The sequence below is a fragment of the Peptococcus niger genome, from assembly GCF_900101835.1.
GTDB classification, from domain to species: domain Bacteria; phylum Bacillota; class Peptococcia; order Peptococcales; family Peptococcaceae; genus Peptococcus; species Peptococcus niger.
In genome coordinates this window covers 111618-135357 of sequence record NZ_FNAF01000002.1, presented here as the reverse complement: position 1 = coordinate 135357, position 23740 = coordinate 111618, and the positions used below count along the sequence as shown (strand labels likewise).

The following is a 23740-nucleotide window of genomic DNA, read 5'->3' as shown; positions in this document are numbered from 1 at the left end:
ATTTTTCGTAATTTTTTTTGATTTCCGCTTGTTTTTTTTGATTTCTAATGGACGATTCACAAAAAGGCCCCCATGGTATGGCCTTTCCCGCCCTCCCGATGATATAATAAGGGTATATTGGCCTGCCACAAGGGCAGGCAGGAGGCCAGAAGAAGGCTCTCTTTAGGAAAGAGGTGGCATTATGTCAAAGGCCGAACGAAAAAATTATCTTTTGTGCATCGCACTGATCTTATCTGCCAGTACTCTCCATATGCTGGACCATGTCGGCTATATGAATTTTTCTGTGAACACGCTGATCTTTTCCCTCTATGCCCTGCTTATCTTGCTGTGGCTGAAAAACATGAACGGACGGCTTTTGCAAAATTCTCTGCGGAAGAAGTTCAACTACATCGCCCTTTTCCTCATCGGCTACATCGGCATACATACTTTAAAGTACGACATCTTCCTTGTTGGCTCCACGGGCCACCAACTGGCAAGGTATTCTTACTATTTTTTCACCCTGAACATCGCCTTGTTGATTTTCTCTATCGCCCTGCACGTGGGCAAGTCTGAACATGAAGAACTTGACCGGCGCTGGAAACTGCTCTACCTGCCTGTCACTGCAACAATCGTCATGATTTTGACCAATAACCGCCACCATCTGTTTTTCCGTCCGGACCTCCATGGCATAAGCCGTTACCGCTTATTCTTTTTTATCGCGGTAAGCCTTATTGGCATTTTCATGCTGTCAGCCCTGGCCCATACGGTCATCCTCTCCCTAGAAAACAACCGCCGGGTGGCGGCAATTCCTCCGGTAGTGATTATGGTCATTTGGGGCATCTACACCGGTCTCTACATCATCGACTGGCCGGCTTTTTTTACCTTCCGAATCGCCTTTCCAAGCACAGAGTTTAACATCTTAATCATTCTCGCCTTCATTGAATCCCTGGTCTTAATGCGGCTGCTCCCGTCCAACCGGGATTATGAAAGCTTTTGGTCCCTCTCGGCCTTAAATATGGGCATTATGGACCAGGCCGGGCATATCTTCTTAAAAACCGGTGGCCCCAGGGTGAGCCCAGATCAGGTAGAAAGCGCCGCAGAAAAGCCCTTGCACTTAGACCAGGACACCCTCATGGACAGTGCCCCCATCAGCGGCGGGCGGGCCTTTTGGTTTATCGACCTGACGGACTTTAACGCCTTAAAGGCACAATTGCTAAGCTTGCAGGAAAGCATTCATTCTGAAAATGTTCTTCTGGCTGCCGAAAATAAATTGCAAGAAGACCTGGCCCGTGTTCAAGAGCAGGAGGCCCTGCGAAAAATTCTCCAAGAAAAATTGCGCCCGGCTTTTGAGCAATTAGAGCCCATTATCAACCACCTGCCTGAAGACGAGGCTGCTTTTGAAGAGGCCTTCAAAAGGGCTGCCGTGGTACAGGTTTTTATTAAGCGCTATTCCAACTTATTCTTAATGGCGAAAAATAAGGATACCCTCCCCCTATCGGAAGTCCGCCTGGCCTTTTTAGAGTCCCTGGAGTATGTTAAGCTGAACGACATTGACACCTGCCTCCATTGGCAAGCGACCGATACCATTGACGCCAGGAAAGGGCTGGATCTCTACGGGGTCTTCCAGATTATCTTAGAAAATTACCTGCCCCTGATGAGGGCAATCTTTATCGATGTCGGCGAATCAGCGGAAACCCTTCACCTATCCATTCAGCTGGATGCTAAAAGGATTAGCTCTCTGCTGACCCTTTTGGAAGGTCAGATGGAAAATGAAGGCCTGATCATAGAAGAAAAACCCATGACCGGGTCAATCCGCTGGGATGTCTACCTAAAAAAGGAGCAAGGCCTATGACACTGATGGACCTAAGTCGCGCCGACCTGGCTCTTCTATTTTCCGCGAGCCTCTTTTTGCTGACCCTGAACCTGTCCTTCTTCCTGGAAATGCTGCGCTTAAATATAAAAAACAGCGCCTTCTTTCTCAGCATGTGTTTTCTATGCCTGAGCTTCTTCAGCGCCCAAACCCTTACCGACCTGGCAACCGAAAGGGGCCAGCTTTACCTGGTCTTTGACTTCCTTTCGCCATCCCTATTATCGCTCCTCCTGCTGGCTGTTTTTGTCGGAGACCTCTTCTTGTTTCAAAAAATAAAGGCCGTCAAGCGAAGGACCCTGGGCAGGAATGCCATTAAAGAAACGATGGACAACCTGCCGGATGGCATCTGTTTTTCAAAAAAAGATGGGACCCCCCTCCTGGTCAACAAGCAAATGCAGCAAATCAGCTACGATGTCTTTGGCAAAATGCTGGCCAACGACCTTGCCTGCGCCTCCTACATTCAAGAGCGAAAAATCCGGCCGATGGTGGAGGTCCTGAATGAAAGCCCCCTGGTCATCAAGGCGGAGAACAAGGTATGGCTGATTAGCATCCTGGATTACGATGAGGTTAAAGAAACCGTTGCCTATAACATCACCCAGGAATGGGCTATGGTGCAGGAGATTGAAGAGAAGAACGACCAGATCCGCTGCTTAAACGCCAACCTAAAGGCTTACAAAAAAAAGATAGCGGAATACACCCAACAAAAAGAAGTCTTGCAGGCAAAAATCCACATCCACGACCGAATCGGCCAATCTTTAATCTTTCTTTGCCGGTATTTAAAAATGCCCCAAAAAAGTAAAGAAGACCGAGAAAAACTGGTCACCCTCTGGAAAGAAAGCTTGCTGATGTTCGACCAGAAAAGGCCCACCGGCGGGACCAGTGCCTGGGAAAAACTTCAGACGGCAGCGCAAGATATTGGCGTTACCATACAGGTCTCAGGCCATTTGCCTGAAGATGAAAAAGACCAGGATATCTTAGTGGATATTGTTCATGAAGCCTTAAATAACGCCATTCGGCACGGCGAAGCCAAAAACCTCTGGGTTGACCTATCTGAAGACGAATCCACCGTTTACGGTAAAATTCGAAACGACGGTAAACCGACCCCTGAGACCATTGCCGAAAAAGGCGGTTTGAAAAATATTCGCCATCGCCTGAATCTGCTTGGCGGAAAGATGAGCATTACAACCCGTCCGCAATTTCAGCTGGCCTTTTACTATCTGAAAGGAGGCTACCATGAGCTACAAAATCATGATCGTTGATGACCAGTCCGTTTCCCGGCAAATGTTTGAGCTTTACATTGACCGGTCACCAAATTATGAGGTCATCTACAGCCTTGATACCGCCATGTTTGCGGACACCTATATCTTAAAAGCCAAGCCGGACCTGATTATTATGGATATTCTCATGCAAGATACCTCTAACGGCCTGGAAGCGGCTGAAAAAATAAAAAAGATCAACCCCCAGATTAAAATTATTGCCGTCACCAGCATGCCTGAAGTCTCCTGGATGGAGAAGGCCAAAGCCATCGGTATCGAAAGTTTCTGGTACAAAGAAGCCTCTGAAGAAAGCATTTTAAACATTATAGAGCGAACCCTGGCCGGTGAATCCATCTACCCGGAAGAAACCCCGGTTGTCCAGTTGGGGCTGGCCAAGTCGACTGAATTTACCCCGAAAGAAATTCAAGTGCTTCGCTTTCTGACCACCGGCGCCGTCAATGAAGAAATTGCCGAAAAGATGGTCATCTCTTCAAACACGGTAAAAACCCATATCCAGCACCTCATGCAAAAAACCGGCTTTAAGAGCCGGACCCAATTGGCCATTCAAGCCCGGCTAAGCGGCCTGGTCATTGAAGATGAGTAAGCCCATTCAGTGACCGGTGACAGCAATCGATGCCCATAGAAAAATCCGCAGGCACACCGCCTGCGGATTTTTCTATGTCCTTCTTCCTTTTGCTCCCCTTCTATTTGCTCACTGATCTTTTACCTTTGATTTTTTAGGCACTTGGACCATCAAGAAGATGGCGGCAAAGACCAATAAAAAGCTGCTGACCATCATAAGATAAAAACCGGCGGTCACAAAATCCAGGTAATCGGAAAGGGAAGCATATTGGGTGAAGGCAATGACCAAATTAAGAATTGCAAAAATTAGGCATAAAACTTTCCGTTTAAAAAGAGCCATCACACCGGCTAGGATGGACAAGGCCATCAAAAATACCCCTGCCCCAACGTCTCCGCCCGGCATAAGTAAATTCATCTCTTGGCCTAAAATTTCAGCTGCCGGAACAACCGTAGAAATACAAACTAAAACAGCTACAACAATAACAACGATTTGACTTGGATAGAATTTCTTCATGATAACTTCCTCCTATTCTCTTTTCAAATAGATGCCGGGCCTCTGCCTGCCTAGGCCAGCTGGTGGCCAGGCCCCCTGGCTAACAAATGACCTCGAATATATCCGATTCAACATTATACTTCATGAAAAGGGTCCCCTGAAAATTGATAAAATAGTGACCGACCAACTCGACCAAGTTATTGTCATAGGGGTTGGTTCTTCTCACGGTAACAAAATAGCCCTCTTCTTCTTGGTCCGGTGGAACTGTTGTTGTCATATAAGAGGCTTCTGTAAAATACTCACTGGATGGTATCACGCCCATCTTGGTTAACCGCTGTACGACTTCGTCCCCTACAGGGTTCCCATCAATTCTAAGCACCTGGCTAGGGGCATTCTCCCATATCAGTACGGTTTGCGTTGGCGCATCCCAATCAACTTGCATACCGAACAGTTCAGATATAGCCCGAACCGGCAACATGGTCCGGTTATTTTTTATAAATGCCGGCGTGTCTAAGCTGATGGGGCCGGACTTTTCTTTGTCAGAAAACCAAAGATCCGGGCTGCCGATGGTGATATGGATATGTGTATCCCCCCTGTCCATATCGACGGTCCTGTCTTGTGCATTGTAGGCAACACTTGCCCCCAAATTTTCTGCAATAACCCGAGCCGGAACAAAGACCCGTGAATTTTCTATCACCGGTTCTGTGTCCGTGGCTAGACATTGGCCGTTAATGTTAATCTCCACAGCATAGCAATAGCTTGGTAGGCAAAAGGCCAATGCCATAAAGAACACGAATACCTTCGTCAATCGTCTTTTCACCCTTTTTCCCTCCTTTCATGAAATTAAAATCCCCGCCGCAGCCATCCTAAAAATAAGGCGAAATTTTTCTGCAACCACAAGGCTATTTTTTATAAAGTTTATCTTATTTTTTTAGGGTCCACATCACCCAAAAGAATGATATTGGCCCTTTATTTTAAAAATTTTTCATTAATAATTGTTAGAAAAATCAAAATATACTTGACACTTTCTTTTTATTACGATATTCTTTGATTAGAGTACCCATAAAACTAGCATCTGTTAAGGAGGACAATTATGACGAAAAAGCAAAGATGGAAAAAGCTTGCCGCCTTTTTTCTCAGCCTTACCCTTGTGCTTAGTGTCAGCCTTCCCGGCACTGCAGCAGCTGCTCCTAGCAGTGACCTAACACTTTATAAGGGTGGTGACATCATTACTGTCAACAACCAGCAACCAACAGCTGAAGCTGTTCTCTGCCAAGGAGACAAGATTATTGCTGTCGGAAACCTAGCTGATTTGGAAGCCAAAGCTGGTTCTCAAGCACGAATTATTGATTTAAAGGGAAATACGCTGATTCCTGGCTTCTATGATGCCCATAGCCATTTCTATAAAACTGGCGCAGAACGACATACTCAAGTCGGACTCAATGCCCCTCCCATCGGTAACATTAATAATATGGATAAACTGGTCTCCGCCTTAAAAAGCAAGGCTGAGATATCAAATCCCGAGGAATGGATTATAGGAAGTCGGTATGATGATGGTGAAATGGTCGAAAAGCGTCATCCAACAGCTGATGATTTAGATAAGGCTTCCACCACTAACCCCATCTATATCACACATTTTTCTGGTCATAATGCAGTAGTTAATCACAAAGCTCTAGAAATGGCTGGAATTACCAAAGACACTCCAGATCCAGAAGGAGGGCAAATTGGTCGAGATAAAGACGGTAATCCCAACGGCCAGCTTTGGGAAAGCGCCATGAACCTTGTGTTTAAACTTGTTCCATCACCTACTCATCAGGATCAACTTGACGCGCTAGCCGTTGCCAGCGATATCTATGCAAAGGCCGGCATCACTACCGTGAATGAAGGTAATGGTCTCAAGTGGTATAATCTTTACCTTGATGCTGTTAAAAACGGCTATGTAAAGCAACACGTAAATTATTGGTTTAACTTCAATGAGGTAGATGATCTCTCATCTCTAATGAAAACCGTTAAAAATGGTAGCGAGATGACAAAATATACTGGGGAAAATAATATGATTGCTATTGGAGGGATGAAAGCTTTCGAGGATGGCTCTCCGCAATTAAGAACGGCCTATCTAACCGATCCCTATTATACACCAGGGGAATATGAAGAAAGCTGGAAAGCTTATCCAAGAATGCCCAGAGAAAAACTTATTGAACTTGTTGTGAACGCCCACCAAAAAGGCATCAATCGAATTTATATTCATGCTAATGGAGATGCGGCTATTGATGATCTTCTTGATGCCTATGAAGCTGTCTATCAAGGTGTCAAAGATGGTACTTTGCGCAAGCCTTCGGCACCGATGCGCCACGTAGTGATTCATAGTCAGTTTTCTAGAGAAGAACAGTATGAACGAATGGCCCGTATTGGAGCAATCCCTTCCTTTTTGATTATGCACCCTTATTTTCTTGGAGATCGCCATTGGGATATCTATTTTGGTCCGGAGCGAGCTGCACGTATGAGCCCAACTCGGGATGCCGTTAACCAAAATCTACGCTTTAGCCTCCACAGCGATGCACCAGTATTCCCTGTTGACCCTCTCCTGATGTTGCAAACCGCTGTAACGCGTCAGTCTTATACCGGTCGCGATATTTTTACCACGACCTATGATAAAGGGAGCAAATACCGTTCTGTAGACCAACGACTTACACCGGCTGAGGCTCTCAAAGCCCTGACGCTAGATGCTGCTTACGATAATGGTGAAGACAAAGTGGCGGGTTCTATAGAGGTGGGAAAACGGGCCGATCTAACCATCTTGGGAGCCAACCCCTTAAAAATCGATCCGTCCAAAATCAAAGATATTCCTGTCAAAGCTACGATTGTAAACGGAAATCCCATCTACGATCCTGATAATCTCTTTACCAGTACCAAATCACCTGAAACAAACTTTAAAGATGTAAAAGGACATTGGGCAGCTAAAGACATCTGTCGCGCCAGCCAAGAAAAACGGATTTCCGGCCTAACATCAGACCGCTTCGCTCCAGATGAGACAATGACTAGGGCTATGGCCGTAAGTATTTTATATCGTATGGCTAATCAACCTGACGTCAGCCAAGACAATTCTTTTAAAGATGTCAAGCCTGGGGATTGGTATGCCGCACCTGTTTCCTGGGCTAAAGCAACAGGGGTTGCTAATGGCACAGGACAAAACCAGTTTTCGCCACAGGCAACTTTAACTCGAGAAGAAGCGGCAGCTCTTCTAGCCAATTACTACCAAGCTCAAAAGGCAAACTTTTCTATTGCAGCAATAAAGGCACCCACTTTTGTTGATACTCCCTCTCCTTGGGCAAAAGCTTCGGTCGAGTGGGCCCTTCAATCTGAACTTCTGAAAGGCATGGATACAAAATATCTTGCCCCGCAAGGGCCGGTCACTCGTGCTCAATGGGTTGTGATGACCAATCGCTACCTGGATAGATTAGAAAAATAGTTTGTATCCGGCAGAAAAATCCATACAAAGTAATCTTCAAATAGCCAAAGACCCATCTCAAAAAATGAGGTGGATCTTTGGCTATTATTATAAGTCTTCCCTATGCTTTACCAATAACAGAATTACAAAAAAATTGCTGTGTAGATTTTTATTACATAAATCACTTAATTCGAAGAGTAAAAGAATCCTAAAACCTTACACCCCTCTATTAAAAAAGTCCGCAAATGGTATAAAAAAGCGCCAAACAGACCTTGCCGATAGGCGCAAAAAAGCCGCCCCTAAAGGGACGGCTTTTTATGTAGACGCCTGACACCTCAGGGTGCCATGCGTATGTTACACCAGTTCGATAATGGCCAAGGGCGCTGCATCACCGCGGCGGAATCCGCTTTTTAAAACACGGGTATAACCACCATTGCGATCTTCATAGCCCGGGGCGATTTCTTTAAAGAGTTTCTGGACCACGTCTTCATCGGTCAGGTAGGCCATGGCTTTACGATAAGCAGCCAAGTCGCCTTTTTTACCGAGGGTGATCATTTTTTCCACCTGACGACGCACTTCTTTGGCTTTAGGCACGGTGGTTTCAACACGACCGTTTTCTAAAACGCTGGTGGTCATATTGCGCAGGATGGCGCGACGGTGGGATATATCGGTTCCGATTTTTCTATGATTCATTCCCGAACCTCCTTTTACTCATCATTGGATTTGAGAGAGAGGCCAAGTGCGCCCATTTTTTCAGTCACTTCTTCTAACGATTTTTTACCCAGGTTTCTGACTTTCATCATTTCATCCTTGGTTTTTTGCGTCAGTTCAAGGACTGTATTGATGCCGGCTCGCTTGAGGCAGTTGTAGCTGCGCACGGAGAGATCCAGCTCTTCAATGGTCATGTCCAGCACTTTGTCTTTCTCTTCTTCTTCTTTTTCAATCATGATGGCCGTATCTTCCATGCCCTCTTTGAGCTTTATGAACGGCTCAAGGTGGTCGGTTAAGATGCGTGCTGCCCACGATAAGGCTTCTGTCGGCGTTAGGTTGCCGTTGGTGCCAATGGTGAGCATCAGGCGATCTTTTTCAGTATCCTGGCCAACACGGGTATCCTCGACGGAAAAATTCACTTTGTGCACCGGCGTATAGATGGAATCGATGGGAATGGTCCCAATGGGCAATTCATCGTTTTTGCTCTTGTTCTTTTCAGCAGACACATATCCGTTGCCGGTTTCAACGACCATTTCAATGTACAGGCGGCTGTCTTTGTCCATGGTGGCGATGTGTAAATCTTTATTGATTACTTCCACGGCTTCTGTCGTGAGAATGTCAGCACCGGTCACTTCGCCTTCTTCTGTGGCGTTAATGATGATGGTCTGAGCTTCATCGTGGTCACATTTTAAAGCCAGCTGCTTGATGTTTAAAATGATTTCGGCAACGTCTTCCTTGACACCGGGCACCGTCGAAAATTCGTGTAGGACACCGTCAATTTTGACAGAAGTGACGGCAGCTCCCGGAATAGAGGAGAGCAAAATACGTCTGAGGGCGTTGCCTAGGGTGACGCCGAAACCGTGTTCCAACGGTTCAATGACAAATTCGCCATAGCAATCGCCGGACTCAGGTGTTTTGCGTTCTTCGATTCCAAACTTGTCAAATTCAATCATGTACTGACCTCCAGTGCAAGATGCCCGCTCTATTACTTGCTGTAGAGCTCGACGATCATCTGTTCATCAACAGGAATGTCGATTTCTTCACGGGTCGGCTCTGCAACAACCGCTACGGAACGGTTATTGGTATCTAATTGAAGCCAAGCCGGCGGTGCTACGACACCGAGTGCGTCCACATGTGCTTTAAAGTGAGGAGATTGGGCGCTCTTGTCTTTGAGTTCAATCACGTCGCCGACGGACATTTCCATGGAAGGAATATTGGCTTTTTTGCCGTTGACGGTGAAATGATTGTGTACAACCATTTGACGGGCTTCCCGGCGAGTTTTGGCAAAGCCGGCACGCCAGACGATGTTGTCCAAACGTTTTTCCAAGAGAATGATGAGGTTTTCACCGGTCATGCCGCTCATACGATTGGCTTTTTTGTAGTAGTTGATGAACGGTTTTTCCATAACCCCATAGATAAATTTAGCTTTTTGCTTTTCTTGCAGCTGCATGCCGTATTCGCTCAATTTTTTGCGGCCACGTGACGGAACGCGTTTGGAGGATTTGCTGTAGCCCAGATAGGCCGGGGAAATCCCCAGAGCGCGGCAACGCTTAACGATGGGTTCTCTGTTTCTTGCCATCTTAACCTCCTTACACTCTTCTGCGTTTCGGCGGACGGCAACCGTTGTGCGGAATCGGGGTGACGTCCTTAATCATGCTGACTTCGAGACCTGCTGCCTGCAGGGCACGAATGGCGGCTTCACGGCCGGAGCCGGGGCCTTTGACCATGCATTCAATTTCTTTTAAGCCGTATTCCATGGCGGCTTTTGCAGCGGTTTCAGCGGCAACTTGTGCAGCAAAGGGTGTGCTCTTTCTGGAGCCGCGGAAGCCCATGCCGCCGGCGGATGCCCAGCTCAGGGCATTGCCTTGGGTGTCGCTGATGGTGACAATGGTGTTATTAAAAGAACTCTTGATATGCGCTACGCCGCGTTCAACTGTTTTGCGGTCTTTGCGACGTCCGCGAGAACTTCTTCTCTGTTGTTTAGCCAACTGACTTCACCCCTTTACTTTTTACGTTTACCGGCAGCTGTACGCACTTTACCCTTGCGGGTCCGTGCATTGGTTTTGGTTTTTTGACCGCGCACCGGCAGGCCTTTACGATGACGAATGCCGCGATAGCAGCCGATTTCCGTCAAACGTTTGATATTTAAGTTGGTTTCACGACGCAAGTCCCCTTCAACGGTAAGTTCGGAGACGGCTTCGCGCAGTTTTGCTTCATCTTCATCGGTTAAGTCGCGCACACGTACATCGGGATTGATGCCGGTTTGCGCGATGATTTGGTTGGCAGTGGAACGACCAATGCCGTAAATATAGGTGAGCCCTACAACAATGCGTTTGTCTCTGGGCAGGTCGACACCTGAAATTCTTGCCATATTTGCACCTCCAGCACTTAGCCTTGGACTTGTTTGTGTTTTTTATTGTTGCAGATGACCATTACGCGACCTTTGCGTTTGATGATCTTGCATTTTTCACACATCGGTTTTACAGATGCTCTCACTTTCATATAGGAACCTCCTTGGAGTCGGTCTATTTGAAACGGTAGGTGATCCGACCGCGAGATAGGTCGTAAGGAGAAAGCTCCACAGTTACCCGGTCCCCCGGAAGGATTTTTATAAAGTTCATGCGGATTTTGCCGCTGATATGCGCCAATACCGTGTGCCCGTTTTCAAGTTCCACTTGAAACATGGCGTTGGGTAAAGCTTCAAGGACAGTTCCTTGAACTTCGATGACGTCTTTACTCATGGATTGCCTCCTTTGCTTTGACAATCATAGCGCCGTTAAGATAACGGGTCCGTCAGCCGTTAAGGCGATGGTGTTCTCATGATGAGCGGCTCGTTTGCCGTCCTTGGTTATAACGGTCCAGCCGTCAGACTGGACGGTCACTTCCCAAGTGCCTTCGGTAATCATCGGCTCTATGGCCAGGCACATGCCTTCTTTGAGGCGCACGCCACGTCCCGGACGCCCATAATTGGGAATCTGCGGGTCTTCATGCATACTGGTGCCAATGCCGTGGCCGCAATAATCGCGAACCACGCCGTAGCCGCGGCTTTCACAGTAGGCCTGAATGGCGTGCCCGATATCCGACAAGCGGTAGCCTTCACGGGCAAACTTCAATCCTTCATCTAATGACGCACGGGTGACCTCAATAAGGTCCAGGGCGTCTTGATCGACATTTCCGCATGGAACAGTTCTTGCCGCATCGCCATGATAGCCGTCTAAGATGGCGCCAACATCAAAGCTGATGATATCGCCGTCTTGGACGATGATGTCTTCACTTGGAATACCGTGAACGACCACCTCGTTAATGGAGGCACAGATGCTGCCGGGAAAGCCGTTGTAATTCTTAAAGGACGGTACGGCACCCTTGCTGCGAATGTATTGTTCGGCAATGGTATCCAATTCAAGGGTGCTGATGCCGGGCTTTAAGGATTCGCGCAAAAGGGCGTGTGTCTCAGCCACAATGCGGCCGGCTTCACGCATGAGCGCAATTTCGCGTTCGGATTTGATGGTGATCATCGGCAGACCTCAAGAGCTTTTTTAATATCCGCAGTAACGGCAGAAACGTCTTGTTGACCGTTGATTGCTACCAAAACGCCTTCTTTTTGGTAGTAGTCAATCAGCGGCTGGGTTTGACCGGTATAGACGGACAAACGGTTTTTTGCCGTTTCAACGGTATCGTCTTTACGTTGGTATAAGGGACCGCCATCTTTATCACACACATCCGCTTTTTGCGGTGGGTTGAAAACGGTGTGATAGGTGGCGCCGCATGTTTTGCAAATGCGACGGCCGGTCAGCCGTTTGATCAGCTCTTCTTCAGCAACGTCGATGTTTAATGCGGCATCGAGCTGCATATTCAGGTCGCTTAAGATGCCCTTAAGGGCTTCCGCTTGGGCAACGGTCCGCGGAAAGCCGTCTAAGAGGAAGCCTTTTTTGCAATCGGCTTCGGCAAGACGTTCGCGAACAATGCCGATGGTAACTTCATCAGGCACCAAATCGCCGGCTTCCATATAGCGTTTGGCCTCAAGACCTAGAGCGGTCCCGTCGGCCTGTGCCTTGCGGAACATATCGCCGGTGGAAATATGCGGAATCTTGTAAGCGTCTGTCAAAAATTCAGCTTGGGTGCCTTTCCCGGCACCGGGAGGTCCCATGAGTAAAATTTGCATTTTTCTTTCCCTCCGATTACTTCATAAAGCCCTGATAGTTGCGCATGAGCATATTGGACTCAATTTGCTTCATGGTATCCAGAGCAACACCGACCACAATGAGAAGCGACGTCCCACCGAAGTACAGGTTCATCCCGGTCGCTCCGAAGATGATGGCCGGCAATACAGCGATGGCAGCCAGGAAAATGGCGCCAAACAAGGTAATGCGCGACATCACACGCATGATGTATTCAGACGTGGGACGGCCCGGACGCAAGCCGGGGATAAAGCCGCCATTACGGCGAATGTTATCGCTGACGTCAATCGGATTGAAGGTGATGGAGCTGTAGAAGTAGGTGAAGAATAGGATGAGGAGCGCATATAAAATGTTATAGCCGATGCTGTTAACACTCAGGTTTTGGCTGATAAAGTTGGCAACCGCACTTTTTGGGAAGAAGGTTGCTACAGTGCTGGGCAGCATCATAATGCTCATGGCGAAAATAACGGGGATAACCCCGGCAGAGTTCACTTTAATGGGAATATGGGTAGACTGACCACCGTAAACCTTGCGGCCAACGACTCGCTTGGCGTATTGCACAGGGACACGCCGTTCACCCTGGTTGACCACAATAATGCCCATGATGATGAGCAAGGCAATGATCAGGAAGAAGAATACGAACAAGATGCGGATGGGACCGCCTTGCACATATTCATAAAGGGTGCTGATCCCGTGGGGGATCTTAGAAACGATACCGGCAAAGATGATGAGTGAAATCCCGTTGCCGATGCCTTTTTCAGTAATGAGTTCGCCGATCCACATGAGGCAGGCAGTCCCTGCAGTAAAGGTAACGGCGATAACAATGAGGGAAAAAGGACCTTGAGCGATAACGGCTCTACGCAAAAGCCCTAAAGTCATCCCGACGGCTTGGATAAAGCCCAGGATAACGGTCAGGTAACGAGTCCATTCCACCATTTTTTTGCGGTCGTCTTTAGCCATGGCTTCAATCCGTGGGCTAACGACGGTCATCAACTGCATGATGATGGATGCGTTGATGTAGGGGGTGATACTCATCGCAAAAATGGAGATGTTGCGGAAACCGCCCCCGGAAATGATATCAAAAAAGCCTAAAAGCTTGGCTTGGTTGACCAGTTGATCAATGGCTGCCTTATCAAATCCCGGCACCGGGATGTGGGTCCCAATGCGGAAAATCAAAAACATAATCAAGGTGAAGGTAATCTTTTTGCGCATCTCAGGGGTGCGCACCGCCTGATTTAACGTCTCAAGCATTATTCAATCACCTCGGCTTTACCGCCGGCTGCCTCAATGGCTTCTTTGGCTTTTGCACTGAAAGCATTGGCTTTCACCGTTAAAGCGCGATCGATTTCGCCGTTGGCTAAGACTTTTACACCTCCGTTTTCCATTTGTTTCACTAGTCCACAGTCAATCAACGCATCCGGAGTCACGACGGAGCCGGCTTCAAAGCGCGTTAAGTCGGACAGTGAGATAACGGAATAACGAACACGGAAGGGGTAGTTTGAAAAACCACGTTTCGGCAGACGACGTTGCAACGGGGTTTGACCACCTTCAAAGTAGGGGCCTTTACCGCCGCCAGACCGAGCTTTTTGACCTTTATGGCCCTTGCCCGAGGTTTTGCCGAGACCGGAACCGATCCCGCGACCTTTACGTTTTAATCTATGACGGCTGCCTTCGGCAGGATGTAATTCGTGTAATTTCACTTCACAGCACCTCCTAACTACGCGTCGATTTCTTCTACAGTTACGAGGTGGCTAACCTTACCAATCATGCCACGCACGCTGTCCACATCGGGACGAACGACAAAGTGGTTGGTCTTGGTGAGGCCGAGCGCTTTGACAACTTTTTTCTGAGTAGCGGAAGCGCCGATAACGCTCTTGCTCAGGGTAATTTTCAAATTGGCCATATCCACCCTCCTAGCTCCAGATTTCTTCGATGCGTTTTCCACGCAGGCGAGCTACGTCTTGAATGTTTTTCATTTCGGACAAACCGGTGACGGCTGCACGAACAATATTGATTTGGTTGTCGCTGCCCAGAGATTTGGCAAAAATATTCTTAATCCCTGCCAATTCAGCCACGGCACGAACTGCCCCGCCGGAGATAACCCCGGTCCCTTCGGAAGCCGGTTTCAGCATGACGCGCGCTGCACCGTAACGACCGATGGCGTTGTGCGGAATGGTATCCCCTTTAACAATTGGGATGCGAACCAAATTTTTCTTGGCATCTTCGACGCCTTTGCGAATGGCTTCCGGCACTTCGTTGGCTTTACCCAGGCCGACACCGACAATGCCGGCGCCGTTGCCAACAACAACGAGGGCGCTGAAGCTGAAGCGTCGACCACCTTTAACGACTTTCGCCACACGGTTGATGGTGACGACACGTTCTTCGAGTTCGAGCTCATTTGCATTGATGAGTTCTTTATTCACGCTTTTCCCTCCTTAGGCCTAAAATTCGAGTCCGGCTTCACGCGCGCCTTCTGCCAATGCTTTAATGCGGCCATGATAAATATTGCCGCCACGGTCGAAGACCACTTTCGTGATGCCTTGTTCAAGCGCTTTTTTACCGATGACCAAGCCCACTTCATGAGCCTGTTCAATTTTACGGCCCTCAATATCAGCCTTTAAGGTGGAAGCGCTTACCAAAGTTCTGCCTGTGCTGTCGTCAATGATCTGTGCGTAGATATGACGGGCGCTGCGAAATACTGACAAGCGCGGACGGTCTGCAGTGCCTTGGAGATGAAAACGCATTCTTTTATGTTTCTTGTTACGGATCGCTTTGCGATCATAATTTTTCTTCAAAACAGGTCACTCCTTTCCGGCTTACTTGGTGCCCGTCTTACCGGCTTTAAGCTTGATATGTTCATTTTCGTAACGAATCCCTTTGCCCTTGTAAGGTTCAGGCAAGCGCACGGCACGAATATCAGCGGCCACATCGCCGACGAGTTCTTTATCTGCACCGGAGACGACAACTTTTGTTGCTTCCGGAGCTTCAATGGTGATCCCTTGCGGAGCTTCCATTTCAACCGGATGGCTGTAGCCCACATTCAAGGTTAATTTATTACCGTTGACCAGGGCGCGATACCCAACCCCTTTTAAGATTAAGGTCTTAGAGTATCCGTCATGGACGCCTTGAACCATATTGTTCACCAAGCTGCGAGTGAGGCCCCAGAGCGGTCCATAAGCTTTTTCCTGATTTTCAGGTGTAGCAACGGTGATTTCACCGTTTTCCATGCTCAGGATCATATCCGGATGCATGGTCTTTGTCAGTTCGCCTTTCGGGCCTTTAGCGTGAACCACATTACCCTCAGCGATATCAACAGTAACCCCTTCCGGGATTACGACCGGTTGTTTACCAATTCGACTCATTTTGCACCTCCTACCAGATGTAGCAGAGCACTTCGCCGCCCAGGCCGTCTTTACGCGCCTGGCGGTCGGTCATGATGCCGTGGCTGGTGGAAATTACCGCCACACCAAGGCCCCCGAGTACTCTGGGAACGTTGTCTTTTTTGCAATAGACCTTCAGGCCGGGTTTGGAGATGCGCTTGAGACCGGAGATAACGTGTTCACGTTCAGGGCCGTATTTCAAGGTCACCGTCACAATGCCTTGCTTGCCATCTTCGGTCACGTCATAATTTTTAATAAACCCTTCTTCTAAAAGGATTTCCGCAATCGATACCTTGACCTTAGAAGCGGGAATTTCAACTTTTTCATGCCGCTGCATATTTGCATTGCGGATACGGGTTAAAAAATCCGCGATGGGATCTGTCATTACCATTTATTTATGACCTCCTTCCAGGGTAGGGCTTACCAGCTGGATTTCGTAACACCCGGCAGTTCGCCTTTGCTGGCCAGTTCACGGAAGCAGACCCGGCATAAGCCGAATTTGCGCATATAGCCGTGAGGGCGGCCACAAACTTTGCAACGATTGTGTTCACGAACTTTATATTTGGGCGCTTTGCGTACTTTTTGAGACGTCTTTGCCATTTTATACCTCCCAATTAACCTGCAAACGGCATGCCAAGCGCCCGTAAAAGCGCCTTGCCTTCTTCATCCGTTTTAGCTGTGGTGGTAAAGGCGATTTGCATACCGCGAACTTTGTCCACCTTATCGAAATCGATTTCCGGGAAGATCAGCTGTTCACGCAGGCCTAGTGAATAATTGCCACGGCCGTCGAAACTCTTAGGAGATACGCCACGGAAGTCACGAACACGCGGTAAAGCGATGTTGAAAAGACGATCAATAAATTCATACATGCGGTCGCCACGCAGAGTTACTTTAACCCCGATCGGCATATCCTCACGCAGTTTAAAAGCTGCGATGGATTTTTTTGCACGTGTGACAACGGGTTTTTGCCCGGCGATAGCGGTAATGTCTTCAACCGCTGCATCTAAGGCTTTAGGGTTGGCAATGGCTTCACCCAGCCCGATGTTGATGACCACTTTGTCCAATTTAGGAATGGCCATGATGTTTTCATATCCGAACTCTTTAACCAAGGCCGGAGCAATCTCGTTCATATACTTATCTTTAAGTCTTGCCATGATGTCCTCCTTTCTTAAAATTCTTGACCGGTGCTGACCAGCACGCGCACTTTTTTACCGTCTTCATCAAAACGGTAACCAATGCGGGAGCCTTTTTTATTTTTGGCATCATAGGCCATCACATTTGATACATGAATGGGCATTTCTTTATCAACAATGCCACCTTGCGGATTCGCCTGATTCGGTTTGGTGTGTCGTTTTGCAACGGCAACGCCTTCAACGATGACGCGTTCCTTTGCCGGCAGCACTTTAATAATCTTACCGGTTTTACCTTTATCTTTACCGGAAATGACGATGACTTCATCGCCCTTTCTCAATCTCATTTTTCCCACTGTATTCACCTCCGCTTAAAGCACTTCGGGTGCCAAAGAGACGATTTTCATAAAGTCTTTACGCAGCTCTCTGGCAACAGGCCCGAAAATACGGGTACCGCGGGGGCCTTTATCGTCCTTGATAATCACTGCAGCATTTTCGCTAAAGCGAATATAAGAACCATCTGCACGCTTAACAGCACGCTTGGTGCGAACGACGACAGCTTTAACCACTTCGCCTTTCTTGACCACGCCACCGGGTGTTGCTTCTTTAACAGAGCAAACGATGACATCCCCAACGGATGCGTAACGACGCTTCGTCCCACCAAGCACGCGAATGCACAGGAGTTCTTTAGCGCCGGTGTTATCGCCAACCTTGAGTCTTGTTTCCTGTTGAATCATTCTGCCTTCCTCCTAAACTGACGCCTACACAATGTCAGCGCGTTCGATGATGGAATCCAGACGCCATCTTTTGGTTTTGGAAAGGGGGCGTGTTTCCATAATTTTAACCCGATCGCCAAGCTTGGCTTCGTTGTTTTCATCGTGCACTTTGTACTTTTTCGTGTGTTTAGCGATTTTGCCGTACAGAGGATGGGGAGAATGGCTGTCCACGGCGACAACGATGGTCTTGTCCATCTTGTCACTGGCAACAGTACCGTAGCGGACTTTTCTTAAATTGCGTTCTGCCATTATTTACCTCCTATCAGTCAAGATCGCCGGCGATTTCGCGTTCGCGAATCACGGTTTTTGCGCGGGCGATATCTTTACGGACCTGTTTAAGCTGCATGGGATTTTCAAGCTGACCGGTTGCCATTTGGAAACGCAGGTTGAAAAGCTCTTCTTTGAGGTCCAGAACTTTTTTATTTAACTCATCCATTGAGAGATCTCTTAAAGCTTCAGCCTTCACTCTGATCGCCCTCCATTTCCTCACGTTTGACGATTTTGCAAGTCAGGGGCAACTTGTGGGCAGCCAAGCGCAATGCTTCACGCGCAATATGTTCCGGTACGCCGCCGATTTCAAACATCACACGGCCCGGCTTAACAATGGCCACCCAGTAGTCGGGAGCCCCTTTACCGGAACCCATGCGGACTTCGGCAGGCTTTGCCGTAACCGGTTGGTCCGGGAAAATTTTAATCCAGACTTGACCGCCACGCTTAATGTAACGTGTCATTGCAATACGGGCGGCTTCAATTTGGCGACTGGTTACCCAATGGCCACTGGTGGCCTGCAGACCGAACTCACCATAGGTGACCTTGGTTCCGCGATGGGCTTTGCCCTTCAAGCTTCTGCGATGGGGGCGGCGCCATTTGGTTCTTTTAGGCATTAACATGCTTACCGGCCTCCTTCTTTACGTTGATTGCCGGGCGCATCTGCGAGAATTTCACCTTTATAGGTCCAAACTTTAACGCCGATTTTACCATAGGTGGTATCGGCTTCATAAAAGCCGTAATCAATATCGGCACGCAGGGTGTGCAGCGGCACTTTGCCTTCAGTCGCCCATTCGGTGCGGGCAATGTCTGCCCCGCCTAAACGGCCGCTAACGGCAACTTTAACGCCTTTAACACCGGCTTTGCCGGCACGTTGCAGGGCTTGTTTGATTGCGCGGCGGAAAGCCACACGACGCACCAGGGCTTCTGCAATACTTTCAGCAATGAGTTGGGCATCGGCTTCAGGACGTTTGACTTCCATAACGCTGATGGATACGCTCTTGCCGGTCATTTTTTCAAGTTGAGCACGAAGGACTTCAATGGCGGAACCGTTTTTACCGATAACAATGCCCGGTTTTGCGGTATGGATCGTCACTTTAACTTTTGTCGTGCCGGTTCTTTCAATAATAATGGAGGAAACGCCACTTTCGAAAAGTTTTTTCTTGACGAATTCGCGAATTTGAAAGTCTTCATGTAAAAGATCCACATAATTTTTATCATCAGCATACCATCTGGCATCCCAGTCACGGATGATGCCGACGCGCATGCCAATCGGATTGACTTTTTGACCCACTGTTTTCCTCCTATCTCTCAGCGACCGTAATCGTGATATGACTGGTCTTTTTTGTAATTCCGTCGGCACGGCCCATGGCGCGCGGTTTAAAGCGCTTGATGGACGGGCCCTGGTCAACGGTGGCACAGGAAATGTACAAGGAATCCGTGCTCATATCATAATTATGTTCAGCATTGGCGACGGCGCTCTTCAGCACCTTTTCGACAATAGGAGAGGCCTTGTGAGCGGTAAATTTCAAAGTGATCATGGCTTCTTCAACGCTTTTGCCACGGATCAGGTCAACAACCTGACGGGCTTTCAGCGGTGAAATACGCACAAATTTTGCACTGGCTTTTGCTTCCACTTAGACTCCTCCTTCCTATTTTAACCCACTGGATTTTTCGCTGCCGCCGTGGCCGCGGAATGTCCGGGTCGGGGCGAATTCGCCCAGCTTATGACCGACCATGTCCTCGGTGACGTACACGGGAATGTGTTTTCTGCCATCGTGCACGGCAAAGGTGTGACCGACGAATTCAGGGAAAATCGTCGATGCGCGACTCCAGGTCTTAATAACCGATTTTTCATTGGCATCGTTCATTTGAACGACACGGTTGTAAAGCTTTTCGTCTACAAAGGGTCCCTTCTTTAACGATCTGCTCATTACATTCACTCCTTCCTCGCCGGCTTATTTGCCTTTTCTGGATCTGACGATGAACTGGTTGCTCAGTTTCTTCGGATTACGGGTCTTGCCACCGTGAGCCACCTTACCCCAAGGAGATACAGGTGATTTACGGCCGACAGGTGCACGACCTTCACCACCACCATGGGGGTGATCGTTCGGGTTCATAACGGAACCGCGAACATGCGGGCGTTTGTTCATCCAGCGAGAACGGCCGGCTTTACCGATGGAGATATTGGCGTGTTCACTGTTGCCGACTTCACCAATGGTAGCCCGGCAGGTGAGTAAAATGCGGCGCATTTCGCCACTCGGCAGGCGAACGGTACCGTACTTGCCTTCTTTAGCCATCAACTGAGCGCTGACGCCGGCGCTGCGGCACAGTTGTCCGCCTTTACCGGGTTGCAGCTCAATGTTGTGGATAAAGGTCCCGTTGGGGATGTTGGCTAAGGGCAGGCAGTTGCCGGTTTTAATGTCGGCATCGCTGCCGGAGTGAACGAAGTCACCCACTTTTAAGCCGTTCGGTGCGATAATGTAGCGTTTTTCGCCATCTACATAGTGTAAAAGAGCGATGCGGGCGCTGCGGTTCGGATCGTATTCGATCGTTGCCACACGTGCCGGAACGCCGTCTTTGTTGCGTTTAAAATCAATGATGCGGTATTTTCTTTTATGACCGCCGCCGTGATGACGTACCGTAATGACGCCGCGGCTGTTGCGGCCGGCTTTTTTATTCAGCGGCTCAAGAAGCGATTTCTCCGGCTTGTCGGTGGTCACTTCCGAAAACGAAGAGACCGTCATATGACGTACACCGGCAGAAGTCGGTTTAAATGATTTCAGTGCCATTTAATACCCTCCGTTCAATTACATGCCTTCGAAGATTTCGATGCTGTCGCCTTCTGCCAGGGTAACAATGGCTTTTTGATAACCGGAGGTCATCCCTACAGACCGACCAACCCGTTTCTTTTTACCCTTGACATTCATGGTGTTCACACGGACAACATGCACTTTAAAAATCTCTTCGATCGCTTTTTGGATTTCGATTTTATTGGCATCCGATGCAACCTTGAAGCAGTACTTGTTTTCCTGCATCAAGTCAACGGATTTTTCCGTTATGATCGGTTTGATGATAATATCTCGTGCCAGTTTCATTACGCCAGCACCTCCTCGACTTTTGCAAGCGCTTCTTTCGTGATGATCAATTTATCGGCGTGCAAAACATCATACGTGGTTAACCCATTAACCGTTGTAATCGCAGAGCCGGGAATGTTGCGGGCGCTTTTAGCGACCACATCATCCGTTTCGTTGAGCACCAAGAGGAACTTACCGGTGGATTTCAAGGCATCCAGCACCTTTAACATGTCCTTGGTTTTCGGTGCCTGGAAGGTCAATTCATCAACCACCAGAAGGGCATCTTCCGCCACCTTGGCGGACAAGGCACTGCGTAAAGCGACCAGCACTTTTTTCTTATTTAAACCTTTTTCATAGTTTCTCGGTTTCGGCCCAAAAATAATGGCCCCACCGCGCCATAGCGGAGAACGAATCGTACCCACGCGTGCACGGCCTGTGCCTTTCTGGCGCCACGGTTTGCGACCGCCGCCACGCACTTCACCGCGACTTTTCGTGCTGCTGGTCCCACGGCGCAAGCCGGCGAGGTAAGCAACAACCACTTCGTGCACGACAGCCTCATTTGCTTCGGCGCCGAAGACCTTTTCGGAAAGTTCAAGCTCACCTAAGCTTGCGCCTTCCATATTGTACAAATTAACTTTTGGCATTGGTTATCCTCCCTTCCTATTTCGACTTGACGCTGGTTTTTAAGACGACCAAGCTTTTCTTAGCCCCCGGTACAGCACCTTTGACCAAGATCAAGTTGTTTTCCAAGTCAACCTTAACGACTTCCAAATTTTGAACGGTCGTTTTAGCACCGCCCTTGCGGCCCGGGGCATGGTGTCCTTTAAAGACATGGCTTGGACCGGCAGCGCCGAGGGAACCTGCTTTACGTTTGTGTTTGGAACCGTGGGACATGGGCCCGCGTTGTGCACCGTAACGTTTGATGGTGCCGGCAAAGCCTTTCCCCTTGCTTGTCCCGGTTACATCAATCTTATCGCCCGCTTCAAACACATCGGCAGCGATGGTTTGGCCGGTTGTGAATTCGGATGCATCATCCACACGAAATTCGCGCAAGTAGCGCGCTGCAGCCACGCCGGCTTTATCAAAATGCCCCTGCATGGGTTTGTTGACACGGACCGGTTTCACAGCGCCAAAGCCGACTTGCACAGCTTCGTAGCCGTCGGTATCATGAGTTTTAACTTGGGTTACATAGCAGGGACCTGCTTCAATAGCGGTCACCGGAATGAGCGCCCCTTCGGGCGTAAAGATCTGGGTCATCCCGATCTTTTTACCTAAAATCGCTTTCATGTGTACTGCCACCTCCTTAGTTTAATTTACAGTTTGATTTCAATTTCGACACCACTGGGCAAGTCAAGGCGCATCAGCGCTTCAACCGTCTTATTGGTGTGTTCGGTAATGTCAACCAAACGTTTGTGGGTGCGGCGTTCAAACTGTTCGCGGCTGTCCTTGTTGACATGCGGTGAACGCAGAACCGTGAAAACGCTTTTTTCAGTCGGCAGGGGAATGGGGCCGGCCACCGTAGCGCCGGTTTTCTTCGCCGTTTCGACAATCTTGGTTGCGCTTTGATCCAGCAACTTGTGATCAAAAGCCTTTAACCGAATTCTGATTTTGTTTCTTGCCATTATTATCCTCCTTAAACGCCCGATTAGCGGACATGCTCCACGGAAAAACCTAGGTCACGGACTCTGGCGTGTCTATAAACCCAGCAACCTTCCGCTTCTTCACAATGAGACACCCTAGTAGTTTAACACACTTAAAACTTCCTTGCAAGCACTTTTTTATATTTTTTCCCGGTCCGGCCGACATTTTAATAGATTCTCCAAAGGTTCTACCTATTTTAAAATGCTAGCGGCCGCCTCTCTGGACTTCCTGTAAAAAATACTTGCCCACCCGCCTTGATCCCTTTCTACAGATATCTGCGGTGAAACAAACCAGGCAACCCTCAACCGCTTTGCCGGCCCTTTGCCCGAAGCCCTCATCGGCAAGACAAGAAGCGAAAAAATACCCCGGGCCGACTTTCATCGGTCCGGAGCACATAAGTTATTTTGCTTTATTTTCGTAAATCACCGTGGCAATCATCTTCATCGGTGACTTAGCGGTAATAGAATGCTTGGCGCCGTCAGCGGTGTAGATCATGTCGCCGGGGCCCACATCAACGGTGGTGCCGTTGTCATCAACGGTAGCGGTGCCTTCCAAAATATAGTAAAGCTCAAAATTATCCGTGTGTTCATGCAGCCCCAGTGAAGAGCCGGGCGCAAAGGTCAAAAGGTTAAACATTTTTGCCTCACCCTTTAACTTTTCCGGCGGCACGAGAAATTTAAACTCTACCTCACCATCCCCGCCAAAGCACTGGCTGCGCATTTCCCGGTGCATGTCTTTATCTTGAATAATCATTCTTGCTCCTCCTTGTCCAGGTGCTTATGATTTGACAGATGACCCGTGCGGGTCCTCTAAGACTACTATAGCTTGACTTAATTTTATTTGTCAATAGCCTACCCGGTTGGGAGATAGCCTGCCCATAAAAGTGATGGGCCCTCAAAGCCCGGATAAACCGGCTCACCGCCCCGCCCCAAGCCTTGTTCTTTAAAGTGGT

38 protein-coding genes are annotated in these 23740 nt (G+C 48.6%); 4 read left to right on the top strand and 34 right to left on the bottom strand.

The annotated features are described in order from the left end of the window. Positions 1-181: 181 nt before the first annotated feature. Genes BLQ16_RS02455 through BLQ16_RS02445 form a run of 3 tightly spaced genes read left to right on the top strand, consistent with a single transcriptional unit; the run spans position 182 to position 3709 of the window. Positions 182-1831 carry a hypothetical protein gene (locus tag BLQ16_RS02455; protein WP_091791167.1) on the top strand — a complete coding sequence of 550 codons (1650 nt, stop codon included), beginning with the start codon at positions 182-184 and terminating at the stop codon, positions 1829-1831. Next, positions 1828-3108 (top strand): sensor histidine kinase, encoded by a 1281-nt coding sequence (locus BLQ16_RS02450; protein WP_091791166.1) that lies wholly within the window; start codon positions 1828-1830, stop codon positions 3106-3108. Before BLQ16_RS02455 ends, BLQ16_RS02450 begins: the two co-directional genes overlap by 4 nt. Beyond that, entirely contained in the window at positions 3083-3709 is a 627-nt protein-coding gene (locus BLQ16_RS02445; RefSeq protein ID WP_091791165.1) for a response regulator transcription factor, read from the top strand. Before BLQ16_RS02450 ends, BLQ16_RS02445 begins: the two co-directional genes overlap by 26 nt. A gap of 108 nt (positions 3710-3817) precedes the next feature. Here BLQ16_RS02445 and BLQ16_RS02440 read toward each other — a convergent pair whose 3' ends face one another. Next, positions 3818-4201 (bottom strand): hypothetical protein, encoded by a 384-nt coding sequence (locus BLQ16_RS02440; RefSeq protein WP_091791164.1) that lies wholly within the window; start codon positions 4199-4201, stop codon positions 3818-3820. Between the two features lie 79 nt (positions 4202-4280). Next, on the bottom strand, positions 4281-5000 hold the full coding sequence (locus tag BLQ16_RS02435) for a copper amine oxidase N-terminal domain-containing protein (protein WP_091791163.1): 720 nt from the start codon (positions 4998-5000) through the stop codon (positions 4281-4283). A gap of 273 nt (positions 5001-5273) precedes the next feature. Between BLQ16_RS02435 and BLQ16_RS02430 the strand changes: the two genes are divergently transcribed. Beyond that, positions 5274-7649, top strand: coding sequence for an amidohydrolase family protein (locus tag BLQ16_RS02430; protein ID WP_091791162.1), 2376 nt, complete (start codon positions 5274-5276; stop codon positions 7647-7649). Positions 7650-7982: 333 nt separating this feature from the next. Here BLQ16_RS02430 and rplQ read toward each other — a convergent pair whose 3' ends face one another. From rplQ to BLQ16_RS02270, 32 genes are all read right to left on the bottom strand, one after another. Beyond that, entirely contained in the window at positions 7983-8321 is a 339-nt protein-coding gene (gene rplQ / locus BLQ16_RS02425; protein WP_091791161.1) for a 50S ribosomal protein L17, read from the bottom strand. Between the two features lie 14 nt (positions 8322-8335). Further along, positions 8336-9292, bottom strand: a complete 957-nt coding sequence (locus BLQ16_RS02420) for a DNA-directed RNA polymerase subunit alpha (RefSeq protein WP_091791160.1) — start codon at positions 9290-9292, stop codon at positions 8336-8338. A gap of 32 nt (positions 9293-9324) precedes the next feature. Continuing rightward, positions 9325-9918: a 30S ribosomal protein S4 gene (gene rpsD, locus BLQ16_RS02415; RefSeq protein ID WP_091791159.1), complete on the bottom strand. Its 594-nt coding sequence runs from the start codon at positions 9916-9918 to the stop codon at positions 9325-9327. A 10-nt stretch (positions 9919-9928) separates the two neighbouring features. Continuing rightward, entirely contained in the window at positions 9929-10327 is a 399-nt protein-coding gene (gene rpsK, locus BLQ16_RS02410; RefSeq protein ID WP_091791158.1) for a 30S ribosomal protein S11, read from the bottom strand. A 14-nt stretch (positions 10328-10341) separates the two neighbouring features. Continuing rightward, positions 10342-10710, bottom strand: a complete 369-nt coding sequence (gene rpsM / locus BLQ16_RS02405; protein ID WP_091791157.1) for a 30S ribosomal protein S13 — start codon at positions 10708-10710, stop codon at positions 10342-10344. A gap of 17 nt (positions 10711-10727) precedes the next feature. Next, positions 10728-10841 carry a 50S ribosomal protein L36 gene (gene rpmJ / locus BLQ16_RS02400; protein WP_091791156.1) on the bottom strand — a complete coding sequence of 38 codons (114 nt, stop codon included), beginning with the start codon at positions 10839-10841 and terminating at the stop codon, positions 10728-10730. Between the two features lie 23 nt (positions 10842-10864). After that, positions 10865-11080 carry a translation initiation factor IF-1 gene (infA, locus tag BLQ16_RS02395; protein ID WP_091791155.1) on the bottom strand — a complete coding sequence of 72 codons (216 nt, stop codon included), beginning with the start codon at positions 11078-11080 and terminating at the stop codon, positions 10865-10867. 24 nt (positions 11081-11104) lie between these two features. Then, on the bottom strand, positions 11105-11854 hold the full coding sequence (map, locus tag BLQ16_RS02390) for a type I methionyl aminopeptidase (protein WP_091791154.1): 750 nt from the start codon (positions 11852-11854) through the stop codon (positions 11105-11107). After that, the gene (locus BLQ16_RS02385) at positions 11851-12501 is read right to left on the bottom strand and encodes an adenylate kinase (protein ID WP_091791153.1); all 651 of its coding nucleotides are present in this window, start codon (positions 12499-12501) and stop codon (positions 11851-11853) included. Before BLQ16_RS02385 ends, map begins: the two co-directional genes overlap by 4 nt. 16 nt (positions 12502-12517) lie before the next feature. After that, a complete protein-coding gene (gene secY, locus BLQ16_RS02380; RefSeq protein ID WP_091791152.1) occupies positions 12518-13768 on the bottom strand; it encodes a preprotein translocase subunit SecY in 1251 nt (416 codons plus the stop codon). After that, positions 13768-14217, bottom strand: a complete 450-nt coding sequence (gene rplO / locus BLQ16_RS02375) for a 50S ribosomal protein L15 (RefSeq protein ID WP_091791151.1) — start codon at positions 14215-14217, stop codon at positions 13768-13770. Before rplO ends, secY begins: the two co-directional genes overlap by 1 nt. 17 nt (positions 14218-14234) lie before the next feature. Beyond that, positions 14235-14420 carry a 50S ribosomal protein L30 gene (gene rpmD, locus BLQ16_RS02370; RefSeq protein ID WP_091791150.1) on the bottom strand — a complete coding sequence of 62 codons (186 nt, stop codon included), beginning with the start codon at positions 14418-14420 and terminating at the stop codon, positions 14235-14237. Between the two features lie 10 nt (positions 14421-14430). Then, positions 14431-14940 carry a 30S ribosomal protein S5 gene (rpsE, locus tag BLQ16_RS02365; RefSeq protein ID WP_091791149.1) on the bottom strand — a complete coding sequence of 170 codons (510 nt, stop codon included), beginning with the start codon at positions 14938-14940 and terminating at the stop codon, positions 14431-14433. An 18-nt stretch (positions 14941-14958) separates the two neighbouring features. Then, a complete protein-coding gene (gene rplR / locus BLQ16_RS02360) occupies positions 14959-15312 on the bottom strand; it encodes a 50S ribosomal protein L18 (RefSeq protein ID WP_091791148.1) in 354 nt (117 codons plus the stop codon). Between the two features lie 21 nt (positions 15313-15333). Continuing rightward, entirely contained in the window at positions 15334-15879 is a 546-nt protein-coding gene (gene rplF / locus BLQ16_RS02355; RefSeq protein WP_091791147.1) for a 50S ribosomal protein L6, read from the bottom strand. A gap of 10 nt (positions 15880-15889) precedes the next feature. Continuing rightward, positions 15890-16288 carry a 30S ribosomal protein S8 gene (gene rpsH, locus BLQ16_RS02350; RefSeq protein ID WP_091791146.1) on the bottom strand — a complete coding sequence of 133 codons (399 nt, stop codon included), beginning with the start codon at positions 16286-16288 and terminating at the stop codon, positions 15890-15892. Positions 16289-16317: 29 nt separating this feature from the next. Beyond that, positions 16318-16497: a type Z 30S ribosomal protein S14 gene (locus BLQ16_RS02345; RefSeq protein ID WP_091791145.1), complete on the bottom strand. Its 180-nt coding sequence runs from the start codon at positions 16495-16497 to the stop codon at positions 16318-16320. A gap of 14 nt (positions 16498-16511) precedes the next feature. After that, on the bottom strand, positions 16512-17051 hold the full coding sequence (gene rplE / locus BLQ16_RS02340; protein WP_091791144.1) for a 50S ribosomal protein L5: 540 nt from the start codon (positions 17049-17051) through the stop codon (positions 16512-16514). Positions 17052-17065: 14 nt separating this feature from the next. Further along, entirely contained in the window at positions 17066-17374 is a 309-nt protein-coding gene (rplX, locus tag BLQ16_RS02335) for a 50S ribosomal protein L24 (protein WP_091791276.1), read from the bottom strand. Positions 17375-17398: 24 nt separating this feature from the next. After that, a complete protein-coding gene (gene rplN / locus BLQ16_RS02330; protein ID WP_091791143.1) occupies positions 17399-17764 on the bottom strand; it encodes a 50S ribosomal protein L14 in 366 nt (121 codons plus the stop codon). Positions 17765-17788: 24 nt separating this feature from the next. Then, on the bottom strand, positions 17789-18052 hold the full coding sequence (gene rpsQ, locus BLQ16_RS02325; protein WP_091791142.1) for a 30S ribosomal protein S17: 264 nt from the start codon (positions 18050-18052) through the stop codon (positions 17789-17791). A gap of 13 nt (positions 18053-18065) precedes the next feature. Continuing rightward, the gene (gene rpmC / locus BLQ16_RS02320) at positions 18066-18269 is read right to left on the bottom strand and encodes a 50S ribosomal protein L29 (protein ID WP_091791141.1); all 204 of its coding nucleotides are present in this window, start codon (positions 18267-18269) and stop codon (positions 18066-18068) included. Continuing rightward, positions 18259-18693 (bottom strand): 50S ribosomal protein L16, encoded by a 435-nt coding sequence (gene rplP / locus BLQ16_RS02315; protein ID WP_091791140.1) that lies wholly within the window; start codon positions 18691-18693, stop codon positions 18259-18261. The genes rpmC and rplP overlap by 11 nt, the downstream gene beginning before the upstream one ends. A 2-nt stretch (positions 18694-18695) precedes the next feature. Next, positions 18696-19364, bottom strand: coding sequence for a 30S ribosomal protein S3 (gene rpsC / locus BLQ16_RS02310; protein WP_091791139.1), 669 nt, complete (start codon positions 19362-19364; stop codon positions 18696-18698). Between the two features lie 10 nt (positions 19365-19374). After that, the gene (rplV, locus tag BLQ16_RS02305; protein ID WP_091791138.1) at positions 19375-19707 is read right to left on the bottom strand and encodes a 50S ribosomal protein L22; all 333 of its coding nucleotides are present in this window, start codon (positions 19705-19707) and stop codon (positions 19375-19377) included. Positions 19708-19722: 15 nt separating this feature from the next. Next, complete coding sequence (gene rpsS / locus BLQ16_RS02300) at positions 19723-20004, bottom strand: 30S ribosomal protein S19 (protein ID WP_091791137.1); 282 nt, start codon at positions 20002-20004, stop codon at positions 19723-19725. A 24-nt stretch (positions 20005-20028) separates the two neighbouring features. Beyond that, positions 20029-20862 (bottom strand): 50S ribosomal protein L2, encoded by an 834-nt coding sequence (gene rplB / locus BLQ16_RS02295; protein ID WP_091791136.1) that lies wholly within the window; start codon positions 20860-20862, stop codon positions 20029-20031. 18 nt (positions 20863-20880) lie between these two features. Then, positions 20881-21168: a 50S ribosomal protein L23 gene (gene rplW, locus BLQ16_RS02290; RefSeq protein ID WP_091791135.1), complete on the bottom strand. Its 288-nt coding sequence runs from the start codon at positions 21166-21168 to the stop codon at positions 20881-20883. Next, on the bottom strand, positions 21168-21791 hold the full coding sequence (gene rplD, locus BLQ16_RS02285; protein WP_091791134.1) for a 50S ribosomal protein L4: 624 nt from the start codon (positions 21789-21791) through the stop codon (positions 21168-21170). Before rplD ends, rplW begins: the two co-directional genes overlap by 1 nt. A gap of 16 nt (positions 21792-21807) precedes the next feature. After that, the gene (rplC, locus tag BLQ16_RS02280; protein WP_091791133.1) at positions 21808-22434 is read right to left on the bottom strand and encodes a 50S ribosomal protein L3; all 627 of its coding nucleotides are present in this window, start codon (positions 22432-22434) and stop codon (positions 21808-21810) included. A gap of 26 nt (positions 22435-22460) precedes the next feature. Beyond that, positions 22461-22769 carry a 30S ribosomal protein S10 gene (rpsJ, locus tag BLQ16_RS02275; protein WP_091791132.1) on the bottom strand — a complete coding sequence of 103 codons (309 nt, stop codon included), beginning with the start codon at positions 22767-22769 and terminating at the stop codon, positions 22461-22463. Between the two features lie 418 nt (positions 22770-23187). Further along, on the bottom strand, positions 23188-23541 hold the full coding sequence (locus BLQ16_RS02270; RefSeq protein ID WP_091791131.1) for a cupin domain-containing protein: 354 nt from the start codon (positions 23539-23541) through the stop codon (positions 23188-23190). Between the last annotated feature and the right edge of the window lie 199 nt (positions 23542-23740).

Bases quoted from the DNA above. Each gene is read 5' to 3' on its own strand.
- rpsH (WP_091791146.1), bottom strand. From the start codon at position 16,288: ATGGTAATGACAGATCCCATCGCGGATTTTTTAACCCGTATCCGCAAT.
- rplW (WP_091791135.1), bottom strand. From the start codon at position 21,168: ATGAAACTGGCACGAGATATTATCATCAAACCGATCATAACGGAAAAA.
- rpsD (WP_091791159.1), bottom strand. From the start codon at position 9,918: ATGGCAAGAAACAGAGAACCCATCGTTAAGCGTTGCCGCGCTCTGGGG.
- BLQ16_RS02450 (WP_091791166.1), top strand. From the start codon at position 1,828: ATGACACTGATGGACCTAAGTCGCGCCGACCTGGCTCTTCTATTTTCC.
- rpsQ (WP_091791142.1), bottom strand. From the start codon at position 18,052: ATGGCAGAACGCAATTTAAGAAAAGTCCGCTACGGTACTGTTGCCAGT.
- BLQ16_RS02430 (WP_091791162.1), top strand. From the start codon at position 5,274: ATGACGAAAAAGCAAAGATGGAAAAAGCTTGCCGCCTTTTTTCTCAGC.
- BLQ16_RS02440 (WP_091791164.1), bottom strand. From the start codon at position 4,201: ATGAAGAAATTCTATCCAAGTCAAATCGTTGTTATTGTTGTAGCTGTT.
- BLQ16_RS02270 (WP_091791131.1), bottom strand. From the start codon at position 23,541: ATGATTATTCAAGATAAAGACATGCACCGGGAAATGCGCAGCCAGTGC.
- BLQ16_RS02445 (WP_091791165.1), top strand. From the start codon at position 3,083: ATGAGCTACAAAATCATGATCGTTGATGACCAGTCCGTTTCCCGGCAA.
- rpsM (WP_091791157.1), bottom strand. From the start codon at position 10,710: ATGGCAAGAATTTCAGGTGTCGACCTGCCCAGAGACAAACGCATTGTT.
- map (WP_091791154.1), bottom strand. From the start codon at position 11,854: ATGATCACCATCAAATCCGAACGCGAAATTGCGCTCATGCGTGAAGCC.
- rplD (WP_091791134.1), bottom strand. From the start codon at position 21,791: ATGCCAAAAGTTAATTTGTACAATATGGAAGGCGCAAGCTTAGGTGAG.
- secY (WP_091791152.1), bottom strand. From the start codon at position 13,768: ATGCTTGAGACGTTAAATCAGGCGGTGCGCACCCCTGAGATGCGCAAA.
- rplX (WP_091791276.1), bottom strand. From the start codon at position 17,374: ATGAGATTGAGAAAGGGCGATGAAGTCATCGTCATTTCCGGTAAAGAT.
- infA (WP_091791155.1), bottom strand. From the start codon at position 11,080: ATGAGTAAAGACGTCATCGAAGTTCAAGGAACTGTCCTTGAAGCTTTA.
- BLQ16_RS02455 (WP_091791167.1), top strand. From the start codon at position 182: ATGTCAAAGGCCGAACGAAAAAATTATCTTTTGTGCATCGCACTGATC.
- rplN (WP_091791143.1), bottom strand. From the start codon at position 17,764: ATGATTCAACAGGAAACAAGACTCAAGGTTGGCGATAACACCGGCGCT.
- rplC (WP_091791133.1), bottom strand. From the start codon at position 22,434: ATGAAAGCGATTTTAGGTAAAAAGATCGGGATGACCCAGATCTTTACG.
- rplE (WP_091791144.1), bottom strand. From the start codon at position 17,051: ATGGCAAGACTTAAAGATAAGTATATGAACGAGATTGCTCCGGCCTTG.
- rplF (WP_091791147.1), bottom strand. From the start codon at position 15,879: ATGAGTCGAATTGGTAAACAACCGGTCGTAATCCCGGAAGGGGTTACT.
- BLQ16_RS02420 (WP_091791160.1), bottom strand. From the start codon at position 9,292: ATGATTGAATTTGACAAGTTTGGAATCGAAGAACGCAAAACACCTGAG.
- rpsS (WP_091791137.1), bottom strand. From the start codon at position 20,004: ATGAGCAGATCGTTAAAGAAGGGACCCTTTGTAGACGAAAAGCTTTAC.
- rpmJ (WP_091791156.1), bottom strand. From the start codon at position 10,841: ATGAAAGTGAGAGCATCTGTAAAACCGATGTGTGAAAAATGCAAGATC.
- rplB (WP_091791136.1), bottom strand. From the start codon at position 20,862: ATGGCACTGAAATCATTTAAACCGACTTCTGCCGGTGTACGTCATATG.
- rplQ (WP_091791161.1), bottom strand. From the start codon at position 8,321: ATGAATCATAGAAAAATCGGAACCGATATATCCCACCGTCGCGCCATC.
- rpmD (WP_091791150.1), bottom strand. From the start codon at position 14,420: ATGGCCAATTTGAAAATTACCCTGAGCAAGAGCGTTATCGGCGCTTCC.
- BLQ16_RS02345 (WP_091791145.1), bottom strand. From the start codon at position 16,497: ATGGCAAAGACGTCTCAAAAAGTACGCAAAGCGCCCAAATATAAAGTT.
- BLQ16_RS02385 (WP_091791153.1), bottom strand. From the start codon at position 12,501: ATGCAAATTTTACTCATGGGACCTCCCGGTGCCGGGAAAGGCACCCAA.
- rplP (WP_091791140.1), bottom strand. From the start codon at position 18,693: ATGTTAATGCCTAAAAGAACCAAATGGCGCCGCCCCCATCGCAGAAGC.
- rpsJ (WP_091791132.1), bottom strand. From the start codon at position 22,769: ATGGCAAGAAACAAAATCAGAATTCGGTTAAAGGCTTTTGATCACAAG.